The organism is Moraxella tarda (assembly GCF_035181405.1).
Taxonomy (GTDB): Bacteria; Pseudomonadota; Gammaproteobacteria; order Pseudomonadales; family Moraxellaceae; genus Moraxella.
Genome location: NZ_JAYGGV010000003.1, coordinates 43,804 through 69,408, shown reverse-complemented (window position 1 = coordinate 69,408; position 25,605 = coordinate 43,804). Strand labels below are relative to the sequence as shown.

Annotated in this window: 19 protein-coding genes, 3 tRNA genes, 1 other RNA gene and 1 pseudogene; 6 read left to right on the top strand and 18 right to left on the bottom strand. The window is 40.7% G+C overall.

The features are described 5' to 3' along the window. The first annotated feature begins 182 nt into the window (after positions 1-182). Positions 183-1,679 carry a sodium/proline symporter PutP gene (gene putP / locus U9670_RS04760; protein WP_323841207.1) on the top strand — a complete coding sequence of 499 codons (1,497 nt, stop codon included), beginning with the start codon at positions 183-185 and terminating at the stop codon, positions 1,677-1,679. Positions 1,680-1,829: 150 nt separating this feature from the next. On the opposite strand, the gene U9670_RS04755 is transcribed toward putP, so the two are convergent. Next, positions 1,830-2,783, bottom strand: coding sequence for a ribose-phosphate pyrophosphokinase (locus tag U9670_RS04755; RefSeq protein ID WP_323841208.1), 954 nt, complete (start codon positions 2,781-2,783; stop codon positions 1,830-1,832). On the opposite strand from U9670_RS04755, the gene U9670_RS04750 reads away from it, so the two are divergent. Continuing rightward, the gene (locus U9670_RS04750; RefSeq protein ID WP_323841209.1) at positions 2,777-2,986 is read left to right on the top strand and encodes a hypothetical protein; all 210 of its coding nucleotides are present in this window, start codon (positions 2,777-2,779) and stop codon (positions 2,984-2,986) included. The genes U9670_RS04755 and U9670_RS04750 overlap by 7 nt on opposite strands. 9 nt (positions 2,987-2,995) lie before the next feature. Here U9670_RS04750 and U9670_RS04745 read toward each other — a convergent pair. From U9670_RS04745 to U9670_RS04725, 5 genes are all read right to left on the bottom strand, one after another. Then, positions 2,996-3,071, bottom strand: a tRNA-Gln gene (locus tag U9670_RS04745). Positions 3,072-3,098: 27 nt separating this feature from the next. Further along, positions 3,099-3,174: transfer RNA gene (locus U9670_RS04740), tRNA-Gln, on the bottom strand. 100 nt (positions 3,175-3,274) lie between these two features. After that, complete coding sequence (gene ispE, locus U9670_RS04735; RefSeq protein ID WP_323841210.1) at positions 3,275-4,159, bottom strand: 4-(cytidine 5'-diphospho)-2-C-methyl-D-erythritol kinase; 885 nt, start codon at positions 4,157-4,159, stop codon at positions 3,275-3,277. Between the two features lie 21 nt (positions 4,160-4,180). After that, positions 4,181-4,786 (bottom strand): lipoprotein insertase outer membrane protein LolB, encoded by a 606-nt coding sequence (gene lolB / locus U9670_RS04730; RefSeq protein WP_323841211.1) that lies wholly within the window; start codon positions 4,784-4,786, stop codon positions 4,181-4,183. 54 nt (positions 4,787-4,840) lie between these two features. Continuing rightward, on the bottom strand, positions 4,841-6,808 hold the full coding sequence (locus U9670_RS04725; RefSeq protein WP_323841212.1) for a tetratricopeptide repeat protein: 1,968 nt from the start codon (positions 6,806-6,808) through the stop codon (positions 4,841-4,843). 294 nt (positions 6,809-7,102) lie between these two features. On the opposite strand from U9670_RS04725, the gene hemA reads away from it, so the two are divergent. Together hemA and U9670_RS04715 are read left to right on the top strand one after the other, a co-directional pair. Then, a complete protein-coding gene (gene hemA / locus U9670_RS04720) occupies positions 7,103-8,434 on the top strand; it encodes a glutamyl-tRNA reductase (RefSeq protein WP_323841213.1) in 1,332 nt (443 codons plus the stop codon). A gap of 151 nt (positions 8,435-8,585) precedes the next feature. Next, complete coding sequence (locus tag U9670_RS04715) at positions 8,586-9,713, top strand: aminotransferase class V-fold PLP-dependent enzyme (protein WP_323841214.1); 1,128 nt, start codon at positions 8,586-8,588, stop codon at positions 9,711-9,713. Between the two features lie 72 nt (positions 9,714-9,785). On the opposite strand, the gene U9670_RS04710 is transcribed toward U9670_RS04715, so the two are convergent. From U9670_RS04710 to U9670_RS04695, 4 genes are read right to left on the bottom strand one after another with little or no spacing between them, the layout of a single operon-like run. Beyond that, complete coding sequence (locus tag U9670_RS04710) at positions 9,786-10,433, bottom strand: HEPN domain-containing protein (RefSeq protein ID WP_323841215.1); 648 nt, start codon at positions 10,431-10,433, stop codon at positions 9,786-9,788. Further along, the gene (locus U9670_RS04705) at positions 10,423-12,120 is read right to left on the bottom strand and encodes a LeoA/HP0731 family dynamin-like GTPase (protein WP_323841216.1); all 1,698 of its coding nucleotides are present in this window, start codon (positions 12,118-12,120) and stop codon (positions 10,423-10,425) included. The genes U9670_RS04710 and U9670_RS04705 overlap by 11 nt, the downstream gene beginning before the upstream one ends. A gap of 13 nt (positions 12,121-12,133) precedes the next feature. Beyond that, a complete protein-coding gene (locus tag U9670_RS04700; RefSeq protein WP_323841217.1) occupies positions 12,134-14,494 on the bottom strand; it encodes a GTPase in 2,361 nt (786 codons plus the stop codon). Positions 14,495-14,522: 28 nt separating this feature from the next. Beyond that, positions 14,523-15,191, bottom strand: a complete 669-nt coding sequence (locus U9670_RS04695; RefSeq protein WP_323841218.1) for a hypothetical protein — start codon at positions 15,189-15,191, stop codon at positions 14,523-14,525. Positions 15,192-15,455: 264 nt separating this feature from the next. Here U9670_RS04695 and U9670_RS04690 point away from each other — a divergent pair, with 264 nt between their 5' ends. Beyond that, positions 15,456-15,803, top strand: coding sequence for a helix-turn-helix domain-containing protein (locus U9670_RS04690; protein WP_323841219.1), 348 nt, complete (start codon positions 15,456-15,458; stop codon positions 15,801-15,803). Between the two features lie 307 nt (positions 15,804-16,110). Here the strand turns inward: U9670_RS04690 and U9670_RS04685 are convergent, their stop codons facing one another. The 8 genes and pseudogenes from U9670_RS04685 to U9670_RS04650 form a co-directional block, all read right to left on the bottom strand. Beyond that, a complete protein-coding gene (locus U9670_RS04685; RefSeq protein WP_323843766.1) occupies positions 16,111-16,308 on the bottom strand; it encodes a type II toxin-antitoxin system HicB family antitoxin in 198 nt (65 codons plus the stop codon). 308 nt (positions 16,309-16,616) lie between these two features. Beyond that, positions 16,617-16,739 (bottom strand): annotated as a pseudogene (locus U9670_RS04680) (Fic family protein); the annotation flags it as partial. Positions 16,740-16,999: 260 nt separating this feature from the next. Then, a tRNA-Ser gene (locus U9670_RS04675) sits at positions 17,000-17,090 on the bottom strand. A 379-nt stretch (positions 17,091-17,469) separates the two neighbouring features. Beyond that, positions 17,470-17,828: a transfer-messenger RNA gene (gene ssrA, locus U9670_RS04670) on the bottom strand. A 70-nt stretch (positions 17,829-17,898) separates the two neighbouring features. Next, positions 17,899-18,687 (bottom strand): WG repeat-containing protein, encoded by a 789-nt coding sequence (locus tag U9670_RS04665; protein ID WP_323841221.1) that lies wholly within the window; start codon positions 18,685-18,687, stop codon positions 17,899-17,901. A gap of 35 nt (positions 18,688-18,722) precedes the next feature. Then, positions 18,723-21,467, bottom strand: coding sequence for a [protein-PII] uridylyltransferase (glnD, locus tag U9670_RS04660; RefSeq protein ID WP_323841222.1), 2,745 nt, complete (start codon positions 21,465-21,467; stop codon positions 18,723-18,725). Positions 21,468-21,667: 200 nt separating this feature from the next. Continuing rightward, the gene (map, locus tag U9670_RS04655; protein ID WP_323841223.1) at positions 21,668-22,459 is read right to left on the bottom strand and encodes a type I methionyl aminopeptidase; all 792 of its coding nucleotides are present in this window, start codon (positions 22,457-22,459) and stop codon (positions 21,668-21,670) included. Positions 22,460-22,595: 136 nt separating this feature from the next. Then, the gene (locus tag U9670_RS04650) at positions 22,596-22,946 is read right to left on the bottom strand and encodes a protein tyrosine phosphatase family protein (RefSeq protein ID WP_323841224.1); all 351 of its coding nucleotides are present in this window, start codon (positions 22,944-22,946) and stop codon (positions 22,596-22,598) included. Between the two features lie 260 nt (positions 22,947-23,206). Here U9670_RS04650 and U9670_RS04645 point away from each other — a divergent pair, with 260 nt between their 5' ends. Then, positions 23,207-25,399 (top strand): FAD-dependent oxidoreductase, encoded by a 2,193-nt coding sequence (locus U9670_RS04645; protein WP_323841225.1) that lies wholly within the window; start codon positions 23,207-23,209, stop codon positions 25,397-25,399. Positions 25,400-25,605: the final 206 nt, after the last annotated feature.

Below are 25,605 nucleotides of genomic sequence, written 5' to 3'. Positions count from 1 at the left end.
ATTTTGGAGGTTTTTGTTATATAATAGATAAGTTTGTTACAAAAATAACACGCCTTGAATGATGTTTGTAATGATATGGCTCATATCAGCAAAAAAACAAGGCGACAAGACTGAATTTTTGCTTAAGCTTTTAAGTTTGCAAAAAATGCTTTTAACGGTTAAAAAATTTTAAGGAGAATGTCATGAGCAATGTGGCTTCTGGCGTATGGATTTCTCTGGCAATCTATTTTCTATTGATGATTGCTATTGGGGTGTATGCTTATTTTAGACAACAAAACGATGTTGAAGGCTATATGCTTGGCGGTCGTAATCTAAGCCCTGCGGTGGCTGCATTGTCGGCAGGTGCGTCGGATATGTCAGGCTGGTTGTTGCTTGGCTTGCCAGGCTATATGTACGCCTCTGGTATTGTCAGTTTTTGGATTGCAGGCGGTTTAATGGTTGGTGCATTTGCCAATTATCTATTGGTTGCACCTCGTTTGCGTATCTATACCGAATTGGCAGACAATGCAATCACATTGCCTGACTTTTTTGCCAATCGTTTTGATGACTCATCACACGCATTGCGTTTGGGCTCTGCGTTGGTGGTGATTTTGTTCTTCACGGTTTATACGGCAGCAAGCTTAGTTGGTGGTGGTAAGCTGTTTGAAAACTCATTGGGTTTGTCGTATGAGCTTGGCCTATGGGTAACGGCAGGCGTGGTTGTGGCCTATACATTATTTGGTGGATTTTTGGCGGTGTCATTGACTGACTTTGTGCAAGGCATCATCATGTTGGTTGCTATGTTACTTGTACCATTTGTGGCTTTTACCCAAATCGGTGGTATTTCTGAGGGGTTTGCGGTAGCACAATCAGTTAATCCTGACTATCTTAATATCATGAGTGGTGTGAGTGTCATGGGAGCAATCTCTTTGGCGGCATGGGGTTTGGGCTATTTTGGTCAGCCACACATCATCGTACGTTTTATGGCACTTCGCTCACACAAAGATGTGCCAACAGCGTGTGCCATTGGCATGAGCTGGATGATTTTGAGCTTGATTGGTGCGTTGATGGTGGGTCTGTCTGGTCTGGCATATATTCATAACCAAGGCATGACCTTAGATGATCCAGAAACCATTTTCTTGGTATTTTCACAAATCTTATTTCACCCACTGATTTCTGGTTTCTTGCTTGCTGCAATTTTGGCGGCGATCATGAGTACCATTTCAAGCCAACTTTTGGTAGTGTCAAGCTCACTTACTCGTGATGTATATAAGTTATTCTTGAATAAAGAGGCTTCGGAGGCACGACAAGTTTTGGTGGGTCGTATCTCGGTCGTTGTGGTGTCAATCGTTGCCATCATCATTGCAGGTGATAAAGACAGTTCAGTATTAAAACTGGTATCGCACGCTTGGGCGGGCTTTGGTGCGGCATTTGGCCCTTTGGTATTGTTTAGTTTGATGTGGAAACGCATGAACCGCCATGGGGCGTTGGCTGGTATGATTGTCGGTGCTTTGACGGTGATTATCTGGGTATATGGCGGTTTTGAAATTAATGGCCAGCCTGCCAATGATGCCATCTATTCTATCATGCCAGGCTTTGTGTTTAGTGCCATTGCAACTGTTGTGGTAAGTTTGATGACAGCACCACCAAAAGCCTACATTGTTGAGCGTTTTGAACAAATGGAAAAAATCTTAAAATAAAGATATCGATCCATAAAAAAAACACCGCATTGACGGTGTTTTTTTATTCATTGGTGATTGAAAGACTAATAGTAAAGACCAGTAGTGCAGTATAAAAGGTATAAATAAAAAACCCATCGGCTTGATGGGTTTTTAAAATTGATAAAAACCTTATGCACCATAGTCAAACAGTGCACTGATGGATTCTTCATTGTTAATACGGCGTAGGCTTTCTGCCAGTAGCGATGCGATGCTTACTTGGCGGATTTTTGGGCAGGCTTTGGCAGCATCTGATAGCGGAATGGTGTCTGTAACAACAATTTCGTCCAATGCTGAATTGCTGATGTTGTCAATCGCCTTGCCTGATAGGACAGGGTGAGTGATATAGCCAACCACACGGCGTGCACCATTGTCTTTTAGGGCTTGAGCGGCTTTGCACAGCGTGCCTGCGGTATCTACAATATCATCAATGATGACGCAATCACGAGCGTTGACATCACCGATGATGTGCATGACTTGTGATTCGTTAGCACGAGCACGACGCTTGTCAATGATGGCAAGGTCGGTATCACCAAGCAGTTTTGCCATGGCACGAGCACGCACCACGCCACCCACATCAGGCGATACAACCATGAGATTTTCGTAGTTTTGCTGTTTTAAATCGCTGAGCAATACAGGCGTGCCGTACAGATTGTCCACAGGCACATCAAAAAAGCCTTGAATTTGGTCTGCGTGCAAATCCACCACCATCACACGGTCAATACCAGAGATTGACAGCATATCAGCAACCACCTTAGCAGAAATGGGCACACGAGCCGAACGAGGGCGTCGGTCTTGGCGGGCGTAGCCAAAATAAGGAATTACCGCTGTGATACGACCTGCACTTGAACGACGAAGTGCATCAGCCAATAGCACAATCTCCATGAGATTATCATTGGTTGGTGCACAGGTAGGCTGTAGGATAAATACATCTTTACCACGCACATTTTCTTTAATTTCGATGGCAATTTCACCATCAGAAAAGCGGGTAATGTCGGCTTTACTTAGAGGGATATGAAGATGGTCAGCGACAATCTGAGCAAGCTGTGGATTTGCACTACCTGAGAAGATGGCCATGTATGACATATGATAATCCTATAAAAAGGCTAAAAGAAATAAAAGAAAAAATCTTAGTGTTTATTTTAACATTTTTATACAAAATTTGCATCGCTTTGGTTGATTTTCTTGTAACTGATGCAGGCTGTTGGTTTTTATATGGTGTGAAAATTAGGTCAAGGCTGGATAAAACAAAAGCCAATTCCGAAGAATTGGCTTTTGTTTCAAGCTAGGCTTGAATATGGCAGAGGTAGCTGGACTCGAACCAACGAATGTCAGGATCAAAACCTGATGCCTTACCAACTTGGCGATACCCCTAGATAAACTTTTAAAAAAGTTTAAAAATGGCAGAGGCGGCTGGACTCGAACCAACGAATGTCAGGATCAAAACCTGATGCCTTACCAACTTGGCGACGCCCCTATATAGGCGGATAATTATACCGAAAAATTTATATTATGCAAGTATTTTTTTAAAAAAATCTAAAAAAAATTATTGATTAAATTTTTCTTTTGTTTGGTGATCATGAACCATAAAGGCTACTGCAAATGACTGCACGGCACGGTGCACTATCTCGCCATCGCTCGGCGTGCACCAAATCATCATCAGCTAATGGCAAAAATACTGCACTGCCTGTGCCTGTCATGCGTGGTGTTGAGGTGCTGGGTAGAGCGTCTAAGTAGTTAAGTGCGATTTTGACAGGCGGGCTGTCGGTGCTGGCAATGTGTTCAAAGCAGTTGTGAAATGGTGGGGTGAGCTTGGCGTCAAATGCTGCATATTGTTGCTGTAAATCATGAATCAGATGAGTATTTTTTTTAAGATTTGGGTGTCTGAAAAAATGTGCAGTGGCAAGATGTGCGTTTGGCATGAGTAATAGATAATGGCGTTTTGGCAAATCAATGCTTGATAGTCTCTCGCCGATACCTGTGGCGATGGCGTCTGAGCGATGAGTATGGGCAAAGATAAAAAATGGTACATCAGCTCCTAAGGTGGCAGCGATGCCAATCAGCTGTTGGGTGGATAGATTAAGCTGCCAGAGTAGGTTGATGGCGATGAGTGTGCTTGCACAATTTGATGAGCCTCCTCCAAGACCTGCTCCTGTGGGGATATGTTTTTTAAGGGTAATGCGTACAGATTTGGCATGGTTTGGATAATGTTTGGCAAGTGTGTAGACGGCTTTAGCAATAAGATTATCGTTAAGAGTGTCCGTCAGATGATTGGCACCATGAAGTTGTAATAGCTCGTTGCCATCACATAACATAAAACTGAGCTCATCGCCAAAATTGATTGCACGAAATACACTTTGTAAATCATGATAGCCATCGGCACGCTTGCCTGTGATGTGTAAAAATAAGTTTATCTTGGCAGGAGAAATTAGGCAAATTGTTTGCATGTCAAAATTATTCATGTATGAGCCGACCAAATAAGGTCATTTGTGATGAGTGATGGTCATGATGATGCGATGACCGTCGGTATGGGTAATGCGTAAACGACTCGGTGTTTTATCCTGATCTTTGTATTCAAAATACGCCGTCCAATCACCATTGATGGCTTTGATGAGTCTATTTTGCCCATCTGTGTCCTGACTGCTGTCACTTGGGGCATTTTGCCCAACTATCCAATGTGGCAATTGGCTGATCGGTGCTTGCCAACCTGTCGCTTGTTGTAGTAGCTGTTCTGGGGTATCGGCGGTGATTGGGCCTGTCAGTTCATTATCAACAGTGGCAGTGCGTCCATCAAAGCTGATGGTTGTTGTGCCAATCCCTAATGCACCGACCAAACCAATCGCAAATCGCTCGCCTGCTTGTTTCCACGAATAAAATGCTGAACCTGATTGAGTTTTGCCAGTTGATGTGCTGGCGATGCCAATTTTGCCACTGATATCAAACTTTATTGGTGCATTGATGTTGTGGTCAATTGATGGGGGCAAAGGGGTCAGAATTGTTTGACAACCTGCCAAAAATACTGTGCTGACAAATAAAATGCCCACACACAATGGGGCAAACAAGCGATGGGGTTTTTTGGTGTTGTTCATGAATATTTTTTGAATGTCCTGTAATATTAGTGAGCAGATCATTTGCCCATCTTGTCAATAAAGTTGGGTAATATTGGTGTTGGGCCGATTGTTTGGGTTATTATCGTTTGGGTTGTTAAAGTCGTATTTGGCTTGCAACTCTGCTAATATTTTTTGAACCATGTCCTCATTGCCCAAGCCCTGATAGGCACGCAATAGCAAAATCCCTGCATTCAAATCAAGCGACACTTCATAAGGTGCTTGTAGGTGGCTGATGATGGCTTGATAGTCGTTGTTTAATAGGGCGTTTTCACTCAGTAAAATGAGTGCGTTTAGTTGCAAATCTTTGTCATACAAAGGATCGTCAGCACGAGTCTGGCTGATGGCTTTGGCGATAGCAAGGGCGTTTTCATCGTTTGGATTGGCGTGTAAATTCAGCTTGGCCAAAGAAAGCTGATAGGCCAGATTGTGTGGGTCTAATTTGACCAACTTGGCGATGATGTCTTGCTTTTCATCATCGCCAAGTTCGTTTTCAAGCAATTGATAGCTGGCAAAAAGTAAGCGGTCATCATTGGGGTATTGGCGGTTTGCTGTGGTTAAGATGTCCTTGGCAGACTCAGTATCGCCTTGGCGTAAACGGATTTCAGCTTGCAAGATGTAGCTGTCGGTGGCATAAATTTCGTATTCATCACGCAGACGCACGAGTGTAGACATGGCGGCCTCAACATTGTTGTCAAGCAAATAAAAACCTACAACTTTGGTGCGTGCTTCTAGGACATTATCGTCATTTTTAACTTTTTCATAATGCTGTCGTGCGTGCAGGGCATCACCCAATCGCTCATAACCAATGCCTAGATAATAGTGTGCCTGACTGGCAAAGTCAGGATTTTTGGTCAATGGTGTGAGCAGTTCTATGGCTTGTTTGTGTTTGCCGATGTCAAGCCCTACAAGCCCTGCTAAGAGCGTAACATCAGGGTTTTGGGTGTTTTTATTGGCAGTCAATAGTAACCGCCAAGCGTCTTGTAGGTTGCCTTGGCTGATGAAATGACGAATTTCGTACAAGTACAGCGATGTTTCTTGGGGTAGGGCTTTGCGTTTGGCGTGCAAAAATTGCCACAGCTCATCTTTGCGTTTTGCGATGTTTAAGATGTCAATTTTTAGGTTGATGAAAGCCAGATTATTCGGCTCAGCTTTTAAAGCATTGTTAATATGAAACAGTGATAATTCATACTCGCCAAGTCGCATCAGCAGACCTGAGCGTAGTGCTGCCACCGAAGTGTTCTTGCTGTCAATCTCCCGCAAAGCGTGCAAAAGTGCTTGTTGGTCTGTGGGCTCGTTGGGAAAAATGCTACCAAAAATCTGTGTCAAATCTGCTTTGGGGTCGTATTTTAAAATCATCGTAAGCATTCTTGCTGCTTGATTATAATCATATGCCTTTAATGCCAGATGTGTTATATAAAACCATGCAGGAATGTGATCAGGGTTTTTGGCTTGCCAAGTATTTGCAAAGACAAGAGATTCTTGTGGTTGCTCATATTCAATAGATAGGCTGAGTGCTCGCTCAAAAACTGCAGTGGCATTGGCTTTGAATGATTCGGCTTTATAAATCGCCAAAGCCTGCTCAATATTGCCACGGTCAACAGCAAACTCTGCCATCAATAGTGCATATAAGTCTGGCGTATCCAGCGTTGGCACATCTTCTTTGGTTGAGATATCATCAGCCAGCAAGTCAGTTAGGCTGTGGTGTGCAGGTACATAGTCATCATCTTTACCATCATCAATGAGCTGAACTGGCTCTTCTTCTACCAAATCATCATCTTTATCGTTTTGATTATTTTTTTTATAAAGTGGCAATAAAATCTTTAATAATGGGTCAAATACGCCTGCATATACAGGTGTGATGTTTGGTAGCAGTATGGCACAACAAAATATGGCAGTAACCACGCTTTTTGAGCGTTTTGTTTTGGCAAATAAGGCACCCAAAGACGGTGGTTGACTGTCTTTTTTGGTGGGGTAAAGATGCTGCCAGAATTGTAATTTCATTGTGGTTTAGAGCTTTATTTGGTTGGTGCTTGACATTGCAACAAAAGAGTGGGCTTTTTGACTCATCTATTATAAGAGGATTTTTAATAAGTGCAAGGGGAAATGATGTTTATTGCATGGTGGTTTGTTTTGGTTTTATTTCGCCAAATCCATGCTTTTATCAGTGATTACCATCAATCTTATCACAAATTGCCCAAAAGCTGTTATAATAGCGGTTTTATTGTTATTTTATTGTTTTTTGGCAAAAATTGCCGTCTGCCATCAATTTAATCAAGTCAAAAGTAAAGTAATGAGATGAAATTAGCCGTCATCGGAGTCAATCACAAAACCGCACCTGTCGAGCTTCGTGAGAAGTTGTCGTTTGGGCAGGATTTGCCGTGTGCGATTGATGAGCTAAAAGCACTGACAGACGGTGTGGTCATTGTCTCAACCTGTAACCGTAGCGAAATTTATGCCAAACTGCCCAGTGATGCAAATACGGTTGGTGAGGACGATGATGATGCATATTTGATGAGCGAAGCTGTACAAAAGTTACGCCATTGGCTGGCGGATTTTAAAGGCTTGAGCCTTGATGAGATTGCACCATTTTTATACATTTATGAAAACAACCGAGCTTTAAATCATTGGCTACGCGTAGCAGCAGGACTTGATTCAATGATTTTGGGCGAACCACAGATTTTGGGGCAAATTCGTCAAGCGGTTGCTTTGTCTCGTGAGTATGGGGGCATGGGGCAGGGTTTTGATTGGCTGACTCAGCAAATCTTTGCTGCTGCACGCACGGTTCGCCGTGATACCAAGGTGGGGGCACAGGCGGTAACATTGGGTTTTGCTACCGCCAAGTTGGTTACACAAATTTTTGATGAACCAAATCAACTGACTTTCATGCTGGTTGCAGCAGGTGAGATGAATCGTCTGGTGGCACACAATGTGGCATCACTTGGCGTGGGCCGTGTTATCATTGCCAATCGTAGTCGTGAGCGTGCTGAAAATCTAGCGATGGAATTGGCGAATATGGCAAAAAATGCCAATCGCACCATGCAGATTGAGCTTGTGCCACTCAATCAACTTGATGATTATTTGCCTCAGGCAGATGTGGTGAGCAGTTGTAGCGGCAGCATGAATGCACTCATCACGCATCAGATGGTAAAATCCGCCTTAAAGACCCGTCGCCATCGGCCTATGTTGATGGTGGATTTGGCCGTACCACGAGACATTGAGCCATCTGTGGGTGAGTTTGATGATGTGTATTTGTATTCAGTTGATGATTTGCAACATGTCATCGCAGGCAACCTAGAAGAGCGAAAGCAAGCAGCAGTAGAGGCGGAGCTTTTGGTCAGTCAGCTTGTGCTTGATATTGAGCATCAAATGCAGGTGCGGACTTCACGCACGCAGATCGCCAGCTATCGCCAAACCGCCGAAAATCACAAAAAACGCCTACTGAACATCGCCTTAGCTCGATTGGCTGATGGTGATGATGCCACCGAAGTGATGACGGAGTTGGCGCGCACTCTCACACAGACACTTGTGCACGCTCCATCTAAGCTGATTCGCCATACCGCTCAAACCGCCGAACCTGATGTGCTTGATATGATAACGCACACGCTAAACCACGCCTATCGTGATTGATTTTTTTAAATCTTTTATTGAATGGTTATTCATCTAATAAATGATCAAGATTTTGTGCAAATTTGGCATTTGCCTGATTTGATGGTTGATTTTTGTCCATAAGATTGATAAATTGACTGACAAGACGGCTTGATTATTTTAGGAGAAGATGATGCCTGCTTTAAGAAAAGATATTGACCCAAATGGATTGCTTGAGTACTCTGTGGTTTATACGGACCGTGCTTTAAATCATATGTCCAAGGCATTTCAAGCTGTCATGTGTGATTTATCAAGTGAGTTAAAATCACTATACAATGCTCAGTCGGTTGCCATTGTGCCTGGTTCTGGAACTTCTGGCATGGAAGCGGTGGCGAGGGTCTTTGCTAAGGATAAAGATGTTGTGATTATCCGCAATGGCTGGTTTAGTTATCGCTGGACGCAGATTTTGGAGGTAACGGGCGTGGCAAAGTCAAGCAAGGCGTTTTGTGCCAGCCATGACAAGGCCGAACAAGCGGTATTTGCTCCTGCTGATATTGATGAGGTGGTGGCATTTATTGGTAAGCACAGGCCACAAGCGGTATTTGCTCCACATGTTGAGACTGCATCTGGCATGATGCTGACAGATGATTATATCAAGGCATTAGGCAAGGCGATACATGAAGTGGGTGGTGTCTTAGTGATTGATTGTATTGCCTCAGGTTGTATGTGGCTGGACATGCAGGCACTTGGGGTTGATGTGCTGATTAGCGCGCCCCAAAAGGGTCTGTCTAGCACGCCATGCGCTGGTCTTGTGATGATGAATGAGATGGCTTGTGAAATGGTTTTGGCAAGTGTGCCAAGCAGTTTTGCTCTGGATTTAAAAGCATGGCTAAATATAATGATGGCCTATGAAAAGGGCGGTCATGCCTATCATGCAACCATGCCTACTGATGGGCTAAGACAGCTAAGAGATGCTCTTTTTGAAGCAAGGGCGGTTGGTTATGATGTCCTAAAATCCGCCCAAATCAAGCTGGGTCAGGGTATTTTAAAGGTACTAAATGATAAAGGCATCAGCAGTGTTGCTCACCCAGACTATCAAGCAAGTGGTGTGGTTGTGTGCCATGCACCAAACGAGGCGGTGCATAAGGGTGTGGCATTTGCTGAGCAGGGATTGCAGATTGCTGCAGGTACGCCACTACAAGTGGGTGAGCCTGAAGGTTATCAGAGTTTTCGCATTGGGCTATTTGGGCTTGATAAGCTGACCGATGTTGATGGAACAATTGCACGGTTTAAAGCGACGGCGGACAAAGTATTTGCCTGATAGAAATTGATTATATCAATCATAAACCCCCTTTGGTGAAAATTACCAAAAGGGGATTGGTTTATCAAGTAGCTAATCAATAACCACAGGGTAAAATGGTTTGCCCCAATTTCTGTGTGGATTGTCCAGAATGATCTGTATGACGATTGGAATGATGCTCTTTAGAATTTGGCAGGCATCTTGGAGCTGTTTGCGATTAATACTGCTGTCATAGGTCGCACCACCATGAACGATTTGATTTCTTAGGGTGTAAAGCCTATCAAAAATCACAATCATCATTGCATCAGTATCTTTGTTAGACAGGGCTTGATAGGCTTTTTTGTTGGATTTTGTAAAATCTTCCTGCCATGCCGTCTGACTAATTTTGCCATTATGATGATCCCAAAATGGCTGAAATACATAGTGATTGTTTAACATGGTACGAATACTTTGAGAGAATTTTTGCCAGATGAGCTGATAAATATTTTTATCTTTATCCAACTGACAGATATGACGCAAAAATTCTACAAAATTATACCTATCAGAGCTATGTGTGCCGAGCTCTTTGGCATAAATGGCATTAAAGCTAACCCAAAGACTGATGAACTGTATGTCCAAATCATCTTGGCTGTTTTCTGCTTTTTGTAGCCAGCTTAGAGCACGATGCAGGCGTAGGTTTAGGTTGTCGGGACGGTTGGGTTTGTCATTGGTAAATTGGGTGTAGATATTTTCATAGCTCACGGAACTCACCTTCAATAATCTCACCTTCTTGTTTCCACTGATTGAAATTGGCTTGTTGATTCACAATATTGTCCTGCTCTTGCTTTAAGCTATTCACCGCCTTATCCAAATCAAAAAATCCATCAAAAAACATCGGAATAAATTTATTGCTATCAATAAAAGCCAATAAATCTTTTTGTTGTGACTGCAAATCATCTCTTAGGGCCTCCATTGCAAGCTGAAATGCTTCTTCTGCTTTTTGTTTTTTATACGAATCATAAAATTCCATTGCAACGCCTAAAATTGCAATGGCACCATTTAGGTTTTTTGCAAACTTAACTGCTCCATAAGGCTTAAATTTTAATGCCTTGGAAAAATCAAGACCTGCCATACTAGCCATAGAGCGAATACCATCTCTGACTGCCAAAACGTGAGCATTATTTATTTTTACATTTTTTACAAGGTGGTTTAGTCCTTGCTTTGCCATTTTATTCACAGCACTGTCAATATTATCAATATCAGCGTTGAATTTAATTACCTGATCGTTCAGTTCATTGGTAATACTCGCTGTTTCATTCAGCAAAACTTGATTGATAGCACTTTGCACTAAACAGCCATCTTTGCCAAAATTTAGATTATAAAAATTTTGTGCTGTTTCTATACTAACGCCATCGGCTTGTATGAAAATATCATCAAATAAATTTCTTAAGCTACTTTTAATATTCACACGTGCTTGCTGAATTTTTTTGCTTAAAAGCTGAAGTTCATTATACTTTAAATCGTATAAATCATTTAACTCATTACCTATTTTTACCAACTCATGATTTTTTTCTTCAATCTTTGGCACTTCTTGCAATAAAATATCGTTAATAATTGACTTTTGAGTCTGTACTACGACATTATCGAGCCCACCGTTTTGTACAACAATATCCTTAGTGGCTTGTTGCAAAGTATCAATATGTGATAATTGGCGAAATTCTTCTAGATTCTCAAGCCAATACTCCACACCTTCATCAAAAGGATTAGCGGATACCGCAACAATATGTAACGCATTTTTTTCTTCAATAGATAAATTTAAAAAATCGTTTAAACGCTTAGTAACATCATCTCTTTTTATTTTTAAACTGTTTTGATAGTCTGTCTCATCTTCAACATCAGCCACTTCATCAAAACGACTTAACACGAACACAGTTCTTGATAATAAATTCAATTCTCTAAATAGCCAAATTAAGTCTTCCTTATGGCTTTCTTTAATTGGATTACTTGAATTCATTACATATAACACAATATGTGCTTCACTGACATACTTTTTGGTAATGTCCTTATATCTTTCAACTTCATTATCAGAACTTTTTTGCTCTTTGTAGCCGTACAAGCCAGGTGTGTCAATTAGTACACAATCATCGTCAATCTCATAAATCGTTACTTCGTTTGATGATTCTGAGGCGCTAATTTTCATTGTTGATTTATCAATTTTGCCAAGCCAAGCGGCAGCAATCGATGTTTTACCTTCAGAAAATCCACCAATCAAGGCAATCTTTAGTTTTTCATTTTGTTTCAAATCAACCGAAGCCTTAATTTTTTCTTTAAGACTGTTGGGTGGTTGTAAACCAAATTGCTGACCTTTTTGAATAAACTTCGCTAGTTTCTCTGTTAATTTACCCAAAGCTTGTTGTCTTTGATGATATAGTTGAATAGTGTCATTCATGATAGCACTCCGATTAGTTAATATCTAGTTTGGCAGATAGTCTGGTTAGTGAAAGAATTGATGATTCTAAATTTTTATTGACTGATTTAATATTAGCAACAATACTATCAAATTGTTGCTTTATTTGTTGGTTTTCCTGTATCAAATTTTGAGTTATTTGTTGAATATTCTTACTAACTCCTTTTTCCATTTGCTTAGTGACTTTTGGTAGATTGCTATCAACATTTTTCTTTTGCTGGGATTTTTTGTAATCACTAGAGAAAAATCCCCACACAGATTTAACAAAACTAAAAATCAAGCCGAGTGCTGTTGCTGAAATCGCTACCCAACCGACGGGATTCCACCATATTGCCATACCAATACCAATAGCAACACTTATCAGTCCCATTTTGTTAATGCCATTTGAAATATTAAAATCTAAATCAAAGTCAAGGCTATTATTCATATCAAAAAAATTTTGATAATCTGAGCTTAATTTTTGTATATTATGCATCAATTCATTTTGTGTCTTTTCAATATTTTCACGAAGTTCATCAAAAACTTGCCCAAACGAGTCTTTTAATGCCACTTCAAAATCATTTGATTGAAATTTTAAAATATCATTAAATTCAGATTTAAAGCTATCATTGCTGACATCTGAATCGATGTATGCATATATCTCTTTACGGACACAATTTCTAAAGTTATTAATTTCAGTATTTTGCTTAGCCGTTAATTGCATTTCAACTGTTTGAAAATGACTATCAATATTTTTATTGGCTAATCGTACTTTTTTTGTGATATCTTGTTCAAATAATTTTGAGGTCTCTAACGCAAGTTTTAGTTGTTCTGCTGTTTTGTCTAAGACAACTTTCACTTTATTAAAATTACTCTTTTTAATTTTACCCTGAGCATTATAAATAATTTTTTCAGTTAGCAATTTTTCTAAGTTATCAAGTTTTGATGCTGAATATAAACCATCAGAATCGGTGTTTTCCAAAAATTTTTTTTGGTAATTAAAATGTTGTGATAGAGGAACCAGGCATTTTGCCTGTGATAAAAATGCGGGTAACCCTGCTATTGATAGCAACCCTTTATAGTTTTGACCTAGGCTTTGCTTTAATGTAGTCTCAAATTCATCAAGGGCATTTTTTTCATTATCGTTAGAAATCAGGTTCTCTTTTAAGGCCTTAGGATTTCTTATAGACTTATTATAAATTGCCCAAACTTCCGTTTGACTGGTTAAGTAACTTTTTATTTTTTCTAAAGTTCCTTCATTTGGTTTACCATTTTTATTAATAACATATATCACGGCATGAGCCTTTTGCACAGCTTTATTAATTTCTTGAGTAACAATTTTTTCGTTGCCTTCGATACCTGGCACATCAAAAATGCTAATGTTTTGATTGCTAATATTAAATAAATAAGCTGTTATATTTTTTGTAAAGTCGGACGTACCATCACCAATAATACCACCATCAGCATAAGGCTCTAATTGCTTGGTTTGGAATTCAAAGCTATTTAGCCAGTTTGTTAATTTAGCCGATACGTCGTTTGCATTAGAGATTTCACCTTCAATTTGGTTTAGTTTATTTGATTTTTCTTGTTGCAGTTGGTTGATTTTTGGTTGTATATGGCTAAGTTCCTGATTCATTAATTCGCTAATTTTTTCGGTTGACTCATCTTTCTTTGTCAACTTATTCAGACGATAGGTTGATAAAATAAACTCTTTCTCAGCATCAGTTTTTCTTAAAAAATCGATCATTATATAAAAAAGCTTTTCAAAAAATCTTAAACTCTCTTGCCATTCTGCAATGTCATTTTTTGGTTTGTGATGCTTTTTTTGTTTAATCTTTGGCTTTCTACCAAAATTAATGAGTTGTTGCCGAAATTGTTTTTCGATATCGTTTTTTTTATGCTGAATTTTTGAAATATTTTCATTAAATGTAGCATGGATTTCTGATTTTTTATCATTTAATCTATAAAGTAATTCTTGAATGCTATTTAATTCTTCTTTTGCATCTAAATATTTATCTTCAGATAAACCGAGTTGATTGGCTAAATTATTAAATTGTTCTTGCTGTTCCAGCTTGGTTTTCTCTTTCATTAAAATACGCAGAGTTTCAATTAAAGTTGATTTACCTGCTTTGGTTTCCCCAAAAAAAGCAATAGAAAATGTATCCCACTCAGCATTATTTTCTAGCTGAATGACAGACCCGTCAATCTCGCTTTGAACTTTTTGCAAAATCTCAGCAGATTTTTGATAGCTTTCTTTATCCATTTTTGTATTGCCTTGAACCTTACCTAAATCTTGGACAATAACATCAACCATATTTTTTACAAAACTATAAACAGTTTTGGGATTTTCTATATCCAAATTCCTGATTTGAGACACAATCTTACTCCAAAAAGTTAATACAAATTCACAATCTATTCAACTGAATAAATTTTTCCACTTCTACAACAAATTCTGACAGTCCAAATTTTTCCAATTCACTTTTTAAAGCAAGCAAACTGTCCTTATCCACACCATCATCATAAAAACCCAGCATGACACCAAGTTTATCTTTTCTAAACAAACCATTTAACTTGCCCGCAATCGCAAAAAACTTTTTGGGCGGCCCTGGTGGAATTGCATTTTTTCTGCGATTATAGAGATGAGAGCCAGGTAAGGTGGTTTTACGGTCAAGTGCGGACATTTCACGTTTTTGATAATCTACCCCTGCCATCACCATTTTTGCTTTGACAAATAGTGGTTGCAATCGCTGTAGCAAATCATCAGGCAGCATATCTCTTAATTCGTTATCCATCAACATAAAAATCAACGCCTGCTCATAGCTCATTTTATTCTTTTTACTACCCGCTACTCGTTGCCACCGCCAGCTGTACGGCTTGTCATCTTTTCGGCATTCAAGCGGAAAGATGTTTGCCAAAGCATTTAGGTCTCTTTGCACAGTGCGTTCTTTAACATCAAAGCCCAAATTTTGCAAATGCCTCAATACATCATCGCTAGATGTATAGTTGCCTTGCCCGATTAAAAACTGGATAATCTGCCATTGTCTTTTGATGTGATTTTCGTTGGTTATACTCATTTTGTTTCACTAAGTTTGTTAAGTTGTTAATAAAATAACAAAATCCCCACCAAAAATATAGGCATTTGTCTAAAAGCTCCGTCATAGTATGTCGCAACACTGTCTGTTGGCTGTTTTCTTTGGTAAAAATTTACGATATGCTTACAAAATTAAACCAAATAGCCATATATAAGAATTAAACTCTTAGTATATAACTAAAACTCCCTGTACATCAAGTGGTAAATGTCTAATATTGCGTAAAATTATGCCAATAAGATGACGGCCATGAGTGATGATAATCAAAAAATTGCAGAACGTATCGGACAAATGATTGCTAAATATCGTAAACAAAAGCGGCTTACTCAGGCTGGGCTTGCTGAAAAGATGAATATCAGCAATGATGCCATGTCCAGAATGGAGCGGGGTGGCATCATGCCCAGCATACCACGATTGATACAGCTTGCAGAGATTTTGGATTGTAAGACGACGGACTTTTTGATTGGTAGTAGTCCACGGCTGATAGATCAACTTGAACGCATGCACGATATTTTGTCCAGATTAGATGAGCTGGAGCGAGAGAAATTTTTAGATATGGTGGAGAGTATGGTAGATTGGCACTTAAATCATCGGTGAGCTATAGGTGGCGTCATTGATGTTTTAAAGCCGTACAAATCACTGTTTGGTGAGATTTGTTGTACCAAATTAGATATTATATGGGGGATCAGACCCTGCCCTACAGCCCATGCGGTAATAATGACTATACATACAAACCTATTTGGAGCATTTAAGCGGGTTTTTGAGCTGTCTAACGCTTGGCTGTCAATTTGATGGCTGAGTCAAATTCACCACTTTCTTATTGATACTGTATAACTAAAGACTGCCAGTGCAAGCAGGGTTTTTGTATGGTTTTTTTGGCGGGCGTGCGATTGCTCTAATGTGATTATGATTGATAGGGGTTGATGCCTTGTTCACTACATACTTCCAAGAACCTGTGTAATGACAACGCCCCTTGCTCGTATAAGTCGTCTGTGCTATCACCATAAAAGCCTGCACTGCCGTTTAGTCCGATGAACTCCCCATAAAATAAACCAATCTCACTGTCAAAAGTGATGATGGCTTCATGGTCATTAATTGTCATGGTGTTGGTCATTGTTTTAGCTCCGTTGGTGCGATGTTTGTACCATCAACTCGTTTTTTTACACCTACCCTCTCCATTTTGTTGGTATTTGGGTTTGGGTGTGGTCTAAAATGGCTTGTGGTATTTTGATGTTTTTTAAGATATTGACTTGTCTGGCATCACGCCATAGTATCAATAAATATTATCCAATGCAAGTATCGATACCATAAAAATCTCAACAATACAAACATAGGCTATTATAAATAACATAGCGCAATTTGACGATACGGTCATTAATCTGCTCAAAGACGGCCTGTTTGCTAAATTACCTAGATTTTACTCACACTTCTGGCGGTTTGGTATTTGGCAATGCCCTTATCAATCACATTGATAATCTGACAATACGACATCTCAAAAATCATATCAACCAATTCACGGCTGTAGATTTTGGGCTGGTGGTTTTGATGATTTGGGCGGCATAGTGGTTCTTGCTATGCCAAAAAAAGCCCTAACGGTAAATTTATTTACTGTCAATTTTACTGTTAAAAACTTGAGCTTGCAAGCAAACCATTGATGTTTTTTGATACGCTTTGAGACAATGACAAGGCATTAAAAACCCCTGTAGGTCTTATGCTACAAGGGTTTGAATGGGGTTTTTTATGTTGTTTGATACGGTGTGATAATGATTGATTTTACTGCTAAAAATCCAGTTTGGCGGAGACGGAGGGATTCGAACCCTCGATACGCTATTAACGTATACACACTTTCCAGGCGTGCGCTTTCGACCACTCAGCCACGTCTCCAGTCTGAAGTATTATAACGCATTTTTTTGGATTTGTCTTAAAAATTTTGGCGATTGTTTTAATATTTGTTGATTGACTATGATGCACAACAAACCATCAAAAAAGCCTTGATTTACAAGGCTTTTGATTTTGGTATCTGTTAGCATAAGTTGTACCGTCTTAGGTGTTACATTTTATGTAACAAAAATGTAACTTTTTATCTTGATTAACCTTGATTAACCTTGATTAACCTTGATTAACCTTGATTAACCTTGATTAACCTTGATTAACCGTGTTTAAGTTTGCCTAAGATTATACAACAAAAAACCCCTGAAAACTATTATTTTCAAGGGTTTTTGACTAAGTTTGATTAACTTTAATTTTCTTTGATTTATGTAAATGGTGGAGATGGCGGGAGTTGAACCCGCGTCCGCCAGCACTACGCCCATAGTTCTACATGCTTAGAATCTGTCTATGGCTTTAATCCGCACCGAACCGACAGTCAGGATGGATTGGACGATTTGCTAAAAGTTTCGCACCTGTCATCGCAACACTAACAGGCACTATCCTTTGTGCGTTCGCTTCGGGGTGAGCAACCAGACCAAAGGCAATCTGTGCCGACCCAAGTAGCCCTTAGGCTGCTAGAGCGTAAGTTTCGTCGTTTGCGACTATTTTAATTGGTATTGTATTTACAAGAGATTACCACTCTTGACATGCACTATTGAGTTTCATTACCAGCGTCGAAGCCAGAACATCCCCAATTCTTAGTATCCTAACAAATAAGCTGCCAAATTGCAACGGTTTGAATGTAGTGTTTTGTATCTTGGTATCAAAAACTAACCTCTTTGCCAGATTTATCAATGTAGTAAGCATGATTGTCCTTGATAACAAAGGCGGTGCCATCAATGAAATTGGCAGGTGTATCATAGATGGTGGCAATGACCAGCTCGCCTTTGGGATTGATGTAGCCGTATTTATAGCCATCATCAACTTTAATGCCGACAGATGCCAATCCTTCGGAAAAATCCTCTGCTGTGTCAAATCTTGGTTCAACGATAATTTTACCATCTTTATTGATAAAGCCCCATTTGCCATTAACCGCCACACGCACCAAGCCATTTTCAAACCAATCACCAGTATTAAGATAAATAGGGGCAATGACAATTTTGCCTTTTTTGTCAATAAAACCGTATTTGCCGTTTTGTTTGATCTTGGCACGACCTTCCCAAAAGCCCCATGCGTTAGAAAATTGTGGCTCTATGATGATTTTGCCCTTGGGGTTGATGTAGCCGTATTTACCACCTTTTTTGATGAGTGCCAAGCCATCATCAAAGTTGGCTGCCATATCAAACTGTGCTTCAATGATGATTTTACCTTGGGCGTTGGCATAACCATACAGATTGCCTTTTTTGACGACAGTGAGATTTTCGTTGTATTGGCAGTCTTCGCTTTCGTGCAAAAATTGATAGCCATCAGATAGGGTGATTTGACTTTCGCAAGCGATGGCCGATTCTGGTAAGTTGAGTGGTTGTGATTGCATGGCATGGCTGACAGTACAAGACAAGATGATGCTTGTGGCAAGAGATATTGGTATTGGTTTGAGTGTTGCTGGTTTCATAATCAAATATCATTAATCAAGTTGTACCTATTGTATCATGACAAAACATCGATGACAGCGATTTTTAGGGCATTTAGTTTATCACTGCTTAACACTTGTTTGTGTTTATCACTTAAATAAAATATATCTTCGGCTCGCTCACCCAGTGTCGTAATGCGTGCACCGTGCACCTCAATATTAAGCTGGCTAAATACATTACCTAATTTTGCCAATAGTGTGGGGCGGTCTTTGGTGGTGATGAGCATCATGTGTTGACCTGAGCGAGTTAATGATGTCGCTTCGCTAAATTGTACCTGTGTTGGTACGCTAAAATGTCTAAGCTGTCTATCCAAACTAAAACGGCGTGGTGCAAATTTACTTTTGCCATCTTTAAAAGCTCTGCTTAGATTGTCAATGAGCATTTGCCTGCGAATGTCGTTGGTTAAGATGTTGTCTTGTTCATTGCCAGCGCCGATGGCATAGCGGTCAATCAAGACATAAGAGTCTAGTGCGGCAGATATGCCATCGATGTCTGCAGTTAAAATTGTTGCATCTAGCACGGACAGCCCCATCTGGTCAAGCACATTCACTGTTGCGGCAAACAAATCGTCTTGGTCTTGTGTGCAGATGAATAGTTGCACTGCATTTAATGCCAAATCAGAATGCCTGCGTAAGGAGATTATGGGCTGATGTTCTTTGAGTTGACTGGCATGGGTGATGACTTCTTGGCTTTGCCATGCAATGTCGGAGTGTTTTTGCTTTAAGAAAAAATCTTCGCCAAAATTTGTCCATAGCGTATCAATCGCATCATTTGGTGCATTCATCAAGACTTTTGCTCGTTCTTTGCGGTGAGTGATGACAGCGTCTTTATCAATGACTTCCTCACCAAGACTGAGTACACGGTGGGTGCTGATATAAAGCTGTTTTAATAACGATGCACGCCATGAGTTCCAAAGCTGTGAATTGGTGGCGTTCATATCAGCAACTGTCAATACATAAAGATGGTTTAGATGTGCAATCGTCCCTGTAAATCTGGCAAAGTTGCGAATCACATCAGGGTCAAAAATGTCTTGTTTTTGGGCGGTTAAAGACATGGTTAAATGTTCACGCACCAGCCAAGCCACAAAATCTGTATCTTCATCTGACAGCCCGTGTAAGCTGGCAAATTCACGCACATCGTCTGCACCAAGTTCGCTGTGGTTGCCACCACGCCCCTTGGCGATGTCGTGAAAAATAGCAGCGATGATGAGCAGGTCTTTGCGGTTGATTTTTTGATACACCTCGCCAACTAGGTCAAATTTTTGTTGATATTCAATATTATTCGCATCACCAAAGTGGTGTAAAATCTTTACAAGTAGCAGCGTGTGCTCATCTACTGTATAGCGATGAAATAAGTCATACTGCATCAGCCCCATGATTTGCCCAAAAGCAGGTAAATAGTTGCCCAAAATGCCATATCGTTTCATGATTTGTAGGCGGTAAAAAAGCAAGTTACTCTCTTGTAAGTTGGCCAAAAACAGCGTGCGATTGATATGACTTTGACGATAATCATCATCAATTTGATGGCTGGCAAGGCGTAGAGCACGAAGTGTGCTGGCGGCAATCTTTTTAATGCCACGCTGCCCCATGATGAGAAAAATTTTTAGCAAGTTTTCAGGTTTTTTGATAAAAATATTGCCATCTTTAGCGGCGATTTGTGCGGGTGAATTTGAATTATTTTGGCTGTTGGTTTCTGCAGTTTGATGTGCTTGGAGGATTTGATAAAAGTCTTGATCAATACTGATGTGATGATGATTAAGCGTCAGATGGGACTCTTGATAGTAGGCACACAGCATCTCACAAAGGGCAGCAACTTGCATGGCGTGTTGATAATAAGTACGCATCATGTTCTCTAGGGCGTGTGTGAGTATTTTACCATCGGTTGAATCTGACAAAATATTTAGGCGTTTGGCGATATTTTTTTGTTGGTCAAAAAGCAAGCGATCATCACAGCGACCTGACAGCATATGCAGATGATGACGAATGCACCATAAAAATTGCTGGGCATTTTTTAGGTCAATGAATTCATCATCACTGATAAAGCCCACCTTGACCAAATCTGCCAAATCATGCACGCCATCAAAATAAAACTTGCCAAGCCAAACCAAAATATGCAAGTCCCTAAGTCCACCAGGGGCGTTTTTGATGTTGGGTTCTAGGTTGTACTCGGTGGCGTTATGAGCCAAATGGCGAGTCTTTAATTCATCAAATTTGGCATAAAAAAAAGTCTTGACACTCCATGCTTTTTTTATTGACTGCATGGGGATATTTTTAAGATGAAGGTTGCCTGCAATGAGCCGAGATTCAAGCAATGCCGTGGCGATGGTGTGATCGGTAACGGCAAAAGCGGTGTCTTTTACTGTGCGTACACTGATGGCAGGTGTGATGCCAATGTCCCATAGCACCGCCACAAAGCGTTCAATGGATTGTTCAAAGGGCTGTATTTCATCGCCCAAGATGAGTATGTCAATGTCGGATTGAGGAAATAGCTCCGTGCGTCCATAACCGCCAATGGCAAATAAGGCAAGGGTATTGGGCAGGTGTTGATCAAATAGCTTGGTCAGTAACAAATCAACAGCGTGTGTGCGTTGTTTGATTAAATTGCCAATCTGGCTGGTGGGGTCGTCTGAAATTAATAACTGTTCATCAATTTGGCGATTTAATTCATCAAGCCATGTTTTGATGGTTGTGCCATCAAAGGGTGTGTTATCGGCTGGCTGATTAATTTGCGGTAAGGGTGGTAGGGTTGCAAGTGCATTCATGACGGTTTAAAAATTGAAACATTGTGGCTAATTTTAGTTTTATTTTTTTAGTTTTATTGCAACTTGATGGCCTATTGATTTATTGGCTTATTGGGTGGATATTTTAATGGATAAAAAATAATCCATTAAAATATCTTGTGCTTGGCATTTTGATTGATGGCTTGATTGGTATGCCATTTTAATTAGGCCATGCTAAACAATTATGCACGCAAAAAACTTAAATCCTCACCTTGTCTTTGTGTGGTAACAATACAACCATTGTCAGTAACAATCAGTGTATGCTCCCATTGGGCGGATAGTTTGCGGTCTTTGGTGATGGCAGTCCAACCATCTTTCATGATTTTGGTTTGCCACACGCCTTGATTAATCATAGGTTCTATGGTGAGTGCCATGCCTGTTTTTAGCTGTACGCCCGTGCCTTTTTTGCCATAATGTAGCACTTGTGGTTCGGCATGAAATGTCTTGCCAATGCCATGCCCACAAAATTCACGCACGATAGAAAATCGTTCAGGCTCAACCACCTCTTGAATGGCAGCACCAATGTCGCCAAGATATGCACCATTTTTGACAGCCTTCATGCCAGCGTACAGGGCTTTTTGAGCGGTGTCGCAAATGCGTTCTGCCATGATAGACCCCTCGCCAATGATCCACATGGCCGAAGTATCGCCATAGTAGCCATCTTTGATGACAGTAACATCAATATTGATGATATCGCCATCTTTTAAGATACGCTCATGGTCGGGCATACCATGGCAGACCACATGATTGATTGAGGTGCAAAGCGTAAATGGATAACCTTGATAGTTTAGGCAGGCGGGAATGGCATCTTGAACTTCGGTAATGTGCTTGTATGCCAAATCGTCCAAAAAACCTGTGCTGACACCAGCTTTGACATGAGAGTCTAGCATCTCTAATACTTCTGCGGCCAAACGACCTGCGATTTTCATTTTTTCAATTTCTTCGTTGCTTAAAATGGGGATATTTTTACTCATGGTTTTTTACTCTATTTACTCATGTTTTTTTGCTCATAAACGAACTTGGTTGCACACTTTTAGAATGAAAAATGGGCGAATCTTAACGCCCATTTTACTAAAAATTGACAAATTTTGCTTAGTTTTTCAGTGAAAATTACTCTTCATCTAACAAATCTTGTTCTCGAGCTGCCTGCAATATGTTGCTAGAACGATTGCCCGAGCGACAAAAAATGTGTAATGGGCGTTGAGTGGCATTGAAAAAATCGGCAAATTCTTGTACATGATTCATGTCAAGCATACCACCAGCAAAGGCAATTTGTTGATAGGCGATGTTATGTTTGGTGCAGGCGGCTTTGATTTCATCAGAAGTTGGCTGACCTGCTTCTTCACCATCTGGTCGGTTGTTGATGATGGTTTTTACGCCTTGTTCGGCAAGATTGACAACATCATTGGCTGTGATTTGTCCTGAGATGGTGATGCGAAATTCTGGGGCGACTTCGGTCATTTTTTATCCTTGTTGGTGCTTAAAAGTTGGTACTTAAAATATTAAAAATATGAGCATGGGGGAAAAAGATTAGATTACCTTGTTTTATGGTTTTTGGCAAATGGTATTTTATGATAATGATTATGATAATAAAAAAGACAAAGCTTTATTCTGAGTGTGTCATGACCATGTGGTCAAACGCCCAAAAAATCCTAAAATATCAAGATGGTATTATGATAAAATTGACAAGATGCCAGCTCACGCCAGCCATAAGGATCATTATGAAAGCATTGTTGAAGTCAGTACTGCAAAACGCCCTACAAATCAGCCAAAAACCATCTGCCAAACTGCTTAATAAATCAGCCAAAAACCTCAACCAGCCGAATCAACCAGCCGAACAAAACGAGGGGCATCTGGCGTATCCACACCTGCTACGCCCGTTGGATTTGGGTTTTACCACAATAAAAAACCGCATTGTCATGGGGTCAATGCATACAGGGCTTGAAGACAGATTTTTTAATTATGCAAAGCTTGCGGCGTATTTTGAAGAGCGTGCCAAAGGTGGTGTTGGGTTGATTGTTACAGGTGGCATCTCTCCTAATCGTGAAGGCTGGCTGACCCCATTAGGTGGCACACTCAATACCTTGGGTGATGTTGTTCATCATGTGCGTGTTACTCGGGCGGTGCATCGACATGGGGCAAAGATTATTTTGCAGATTTTGCATTCAGGTCGCTATGGTTTCCACCCCTTTGTGGTGGCGCCAAGTGCGATTAAGTCGCCAATTTCCCCCTTTAAGCCACGCCAAATGAGTGTGAAAAATATCCATGCAACGGTGCAGGATTTTGCTCATACAGCAAGTCTTGCCAAAAAAGCAGGCTATGATGGTGTGGAAATCATGGGTTCAGAGGGCTATCTGATTAACCAATTTTTATCAAAGCGCACCAATCAGCGTACCGATGATTATGGCGGTAGCCTTGAAAATCGTGCCAGATTTGCCCTTGATATTGTTCGTGCTGTGCGTGAGCAGGTGGGCAAGAATTTTATTATCAGCTTTCGTTTGTCTATGGTGGAGCTGGTAGACAACGGTATGGTTATGGAAGATGTCATCAAGCTTGCCAAATGGTTGGAGGACGCTGGCGTAACTTTGCTAAACACAGGCATCGGCTGGCATGAAGCTCGCATACCAACCATCATAACCTCTGTTCCTCGTGGCAGTTTTGTGCGTTATACCGAAGCGGTCAAACAGGCGGTTGACATTCCTGTTATTGCCGCCAATCGCATCAATATGCCCCAAACTGCCGAAAAGATTTTGGCAGATGGTCAGGCGGACATGATTCAAATGGCACGCCCATTTTTGGCAGATAGTCATTGGGTGAATAAGGTAGAGCGTAATCAAGTGCATCTAATTAATACCTGCATTGGTTGTAATCAAGCGTGTTTGGATCATGTTTTTGATCATCATCGTGTCAGTTGCTTGGTAAATCCTTTGGCGTGCCATGAGAGTGAATATACCATCAAATCTACCAAAAAGCCCAAAGATATTGCTGTCGTTGGTGGCGGTGTGTCTGGTATGATGGCAGCTTTGACAGCAGCGCGTCGTGGCCATCGTGTGGTATTGTTTGAGGCCAAAGAGATATTGGGTGGGCAATTTAATTATGCAAAAGTTATCCCTGGCAAAGAAGAGTTTTTTGAGACGATTCGTTATTTTCATGCACAGCTGGCCTTGCATCAGGTTGATGTTCGTGTCAATACAAGCGTAACTCGCCAAATGCTAGATGATATGGCGTTTGATGATGTGATTGTGGCAACTGGCGTCATGCCAAGACAGCTTGATATTGAAGGGGTGAATTTGCCAAATGTGATGAGCTATGCTGATCTGCTGTCGGGTAAGAAGGTGGCTGGCAGGCGTGTGGCGGTGCTTGGGGCTGGTGGCATTGGGTTTGATGTGGCGGAATTTTTGGTGCATGGGTTGGGTATTGATAGGCAGATCAATACACTCAATCATCAGCCCCATGGGCAGACGCCAGATGAATTTTTTAAACAATGGGGTGTAGATGGCAATGCTCACTATACAACTGGTGGGGCATTGGTTAAGCCGTGTCCTGCCAAGCCATGTCGTCAAGTCTATCTACTTCAACGCTCTGAGGGCAAGCTTGGAAAAACTTTAAATAAGACCACAGGTTGGGTGCATAAAGCTGTCATTAAACAAGCGGGCGTGAAGCAAATTGGTGGGGCGACTTACAACAAAATCACTGATGAGGGTCTGTGGATCACCGTGAATGGTCAGTTGCAATTATTGCGTGTGGATACGGTGGTTGTTTGTGTGGGGCAAGAGTCGGTCAATGCACTCATGCCTCATGTTGGCGATGCACCGCACGCACAGTATCATGTCATCGGTGGGGCAAAAAAGTCTGAACGCCTAGATGCCAAGCGTGCGATTAAAGAAGGCTTTGAAATTGGGCTTTTGGTGTGAGCTAAAATGTGAGCCAAAACTTGGTTGTTGATATGACAACTTAAAACTGTAAGGCTGATTTTTGTGCATTTTTTTTTGGTGTATGATGCGTATCATCTTGAAATGCTGATATGTTTTAGTCATATGACAATGGTTGTGGGTGATGGTTGGCATTGCCATGCCAGTTCATCAATTTGGCACATCAATTGATACTGGTAATGTATGAT

What these genes read in the sequence shown, in the direction of transcription:
- putP (WP_323841207.1), top strand. Translation starts at nt 183, where the DNA reads ATGAGCAATGTGGCTTCTGGCGTATGGATTTCTCTGGCAATCTATTTT.
- U9670_RS04750 (WP_323841209.1), top strand. Translation starts at nt 2,777, where the DNA reads ATGACATATGATAATCCTATAAAAAGGCTAAAAGAAATAAAAGAAAAA.
- U9670_RS04755 (WP_323841208.1), bottom strand. Translation starts at nt 2,783, where the DNA reads ATGTCATACATGGCCATCTTCTCAGGTAGTGCAAATCCACAGCTTGCT.
- ispE (WP_323841210.1), bottom strand. Translation starts at nt 4,159, where the DNA reads ATGAATAATTTTGACATGCAAACAATTTGCCTAATTTCTCCTGCCAAG.
- lolB (WP_323841211.1), bottom strand. Translation starts at nt 4,786, where the DNA reads ATGAACAACACCAAAAAACCCCATCGCTTGTTTGCCCCATTGTGTGTG.
- U9670_RS04725 (WP_323841212.1), bottom strand. Translation starts at nt 6,808, where the DNA reads ATGAAATTACAATTCTGGCAGCATCTTTACCCCACCAAAAAAGACAGT.
- hemA (WP_323841213.1), top strand. Translation starts at nt 7,103, where the DNA reads ATGAAATTAGCCGTCATCGGAGTCAATCACAAAACCGCACCTGTCGAG.
- U9670_RS04715 (WP_323841214.1), top strand. Translation starts at nt 8,586, where the DNA reads ATGCCTGCTTTAAGAAAAGATATTGACCCAAATGGATTGCTTGAGTAC.
- U9670_RS04705 (WP_323841216.1), bottom strand. Translation starts at nt 12,120, where the DNA reads ATGAATGACACTATTCAACTATATCATCAAAGACAACAAGCTTTGGGT.
- U9670_RS04695 (WP_323841218.1), bottom strand. Translation starts at nt 15,191, where the DNA reads ATGAGTATAACCAACGAAAATCACATCAAAAGACAATGGCAGATTATC.
- U9670_RS04690 (WP_323841219.1), top strand. Translation starts at nt 15,456, where the DNA reads ATGAGTGATGATAATCAAAAAATTGCAGAACGTATCGGACAAATGATT.
- U9670_RS04685 (WP_323843766.1), bottom strand. Translation starts at nt 16,308, where the DNA reads ATGACAATTAATGACCATGAAGCCATCATCACTTTTGACAGTGAGATT.
- U9670_RS04665 (WP_323841221.1), bottom strand. Translation starts at nt 18,687, where the DNA reads ATGAAACCAGCAACACTCAAACCAATACCAATATCTCTTGCCACAAGC.
- glnD (WP_323841222.1), bottom strand. Translation starts at nt 21,467, where the DNA reads ATGAATGCACTTGCAACCCTACCACCCTTACCGCAAATTAATCAGCCA.
- map (WP_323841223.1), bottom strand. Translation starts at nt 22,459, where the DNA reads ATGAGTAAAAATATCCCCATTTTAAGCAACGAAGAAATTGAAAAAATG.
- U9670_RS04650 (WP_323841224.1), bottom strand. Translation starts at nt 22,946, where the DNA reads ATGACCGAAGTCGCCCCAGAATTTCGCATCACCATCTCAGGACAAATC.
- U9670_RS04645 (WP_323841225.1), top strand. Translation starts at nt 23,207, where the DNA reads ATGAAAGCATTGTTGAAGTCAGTACTGCAAAACGCCCTACAAATCAGC.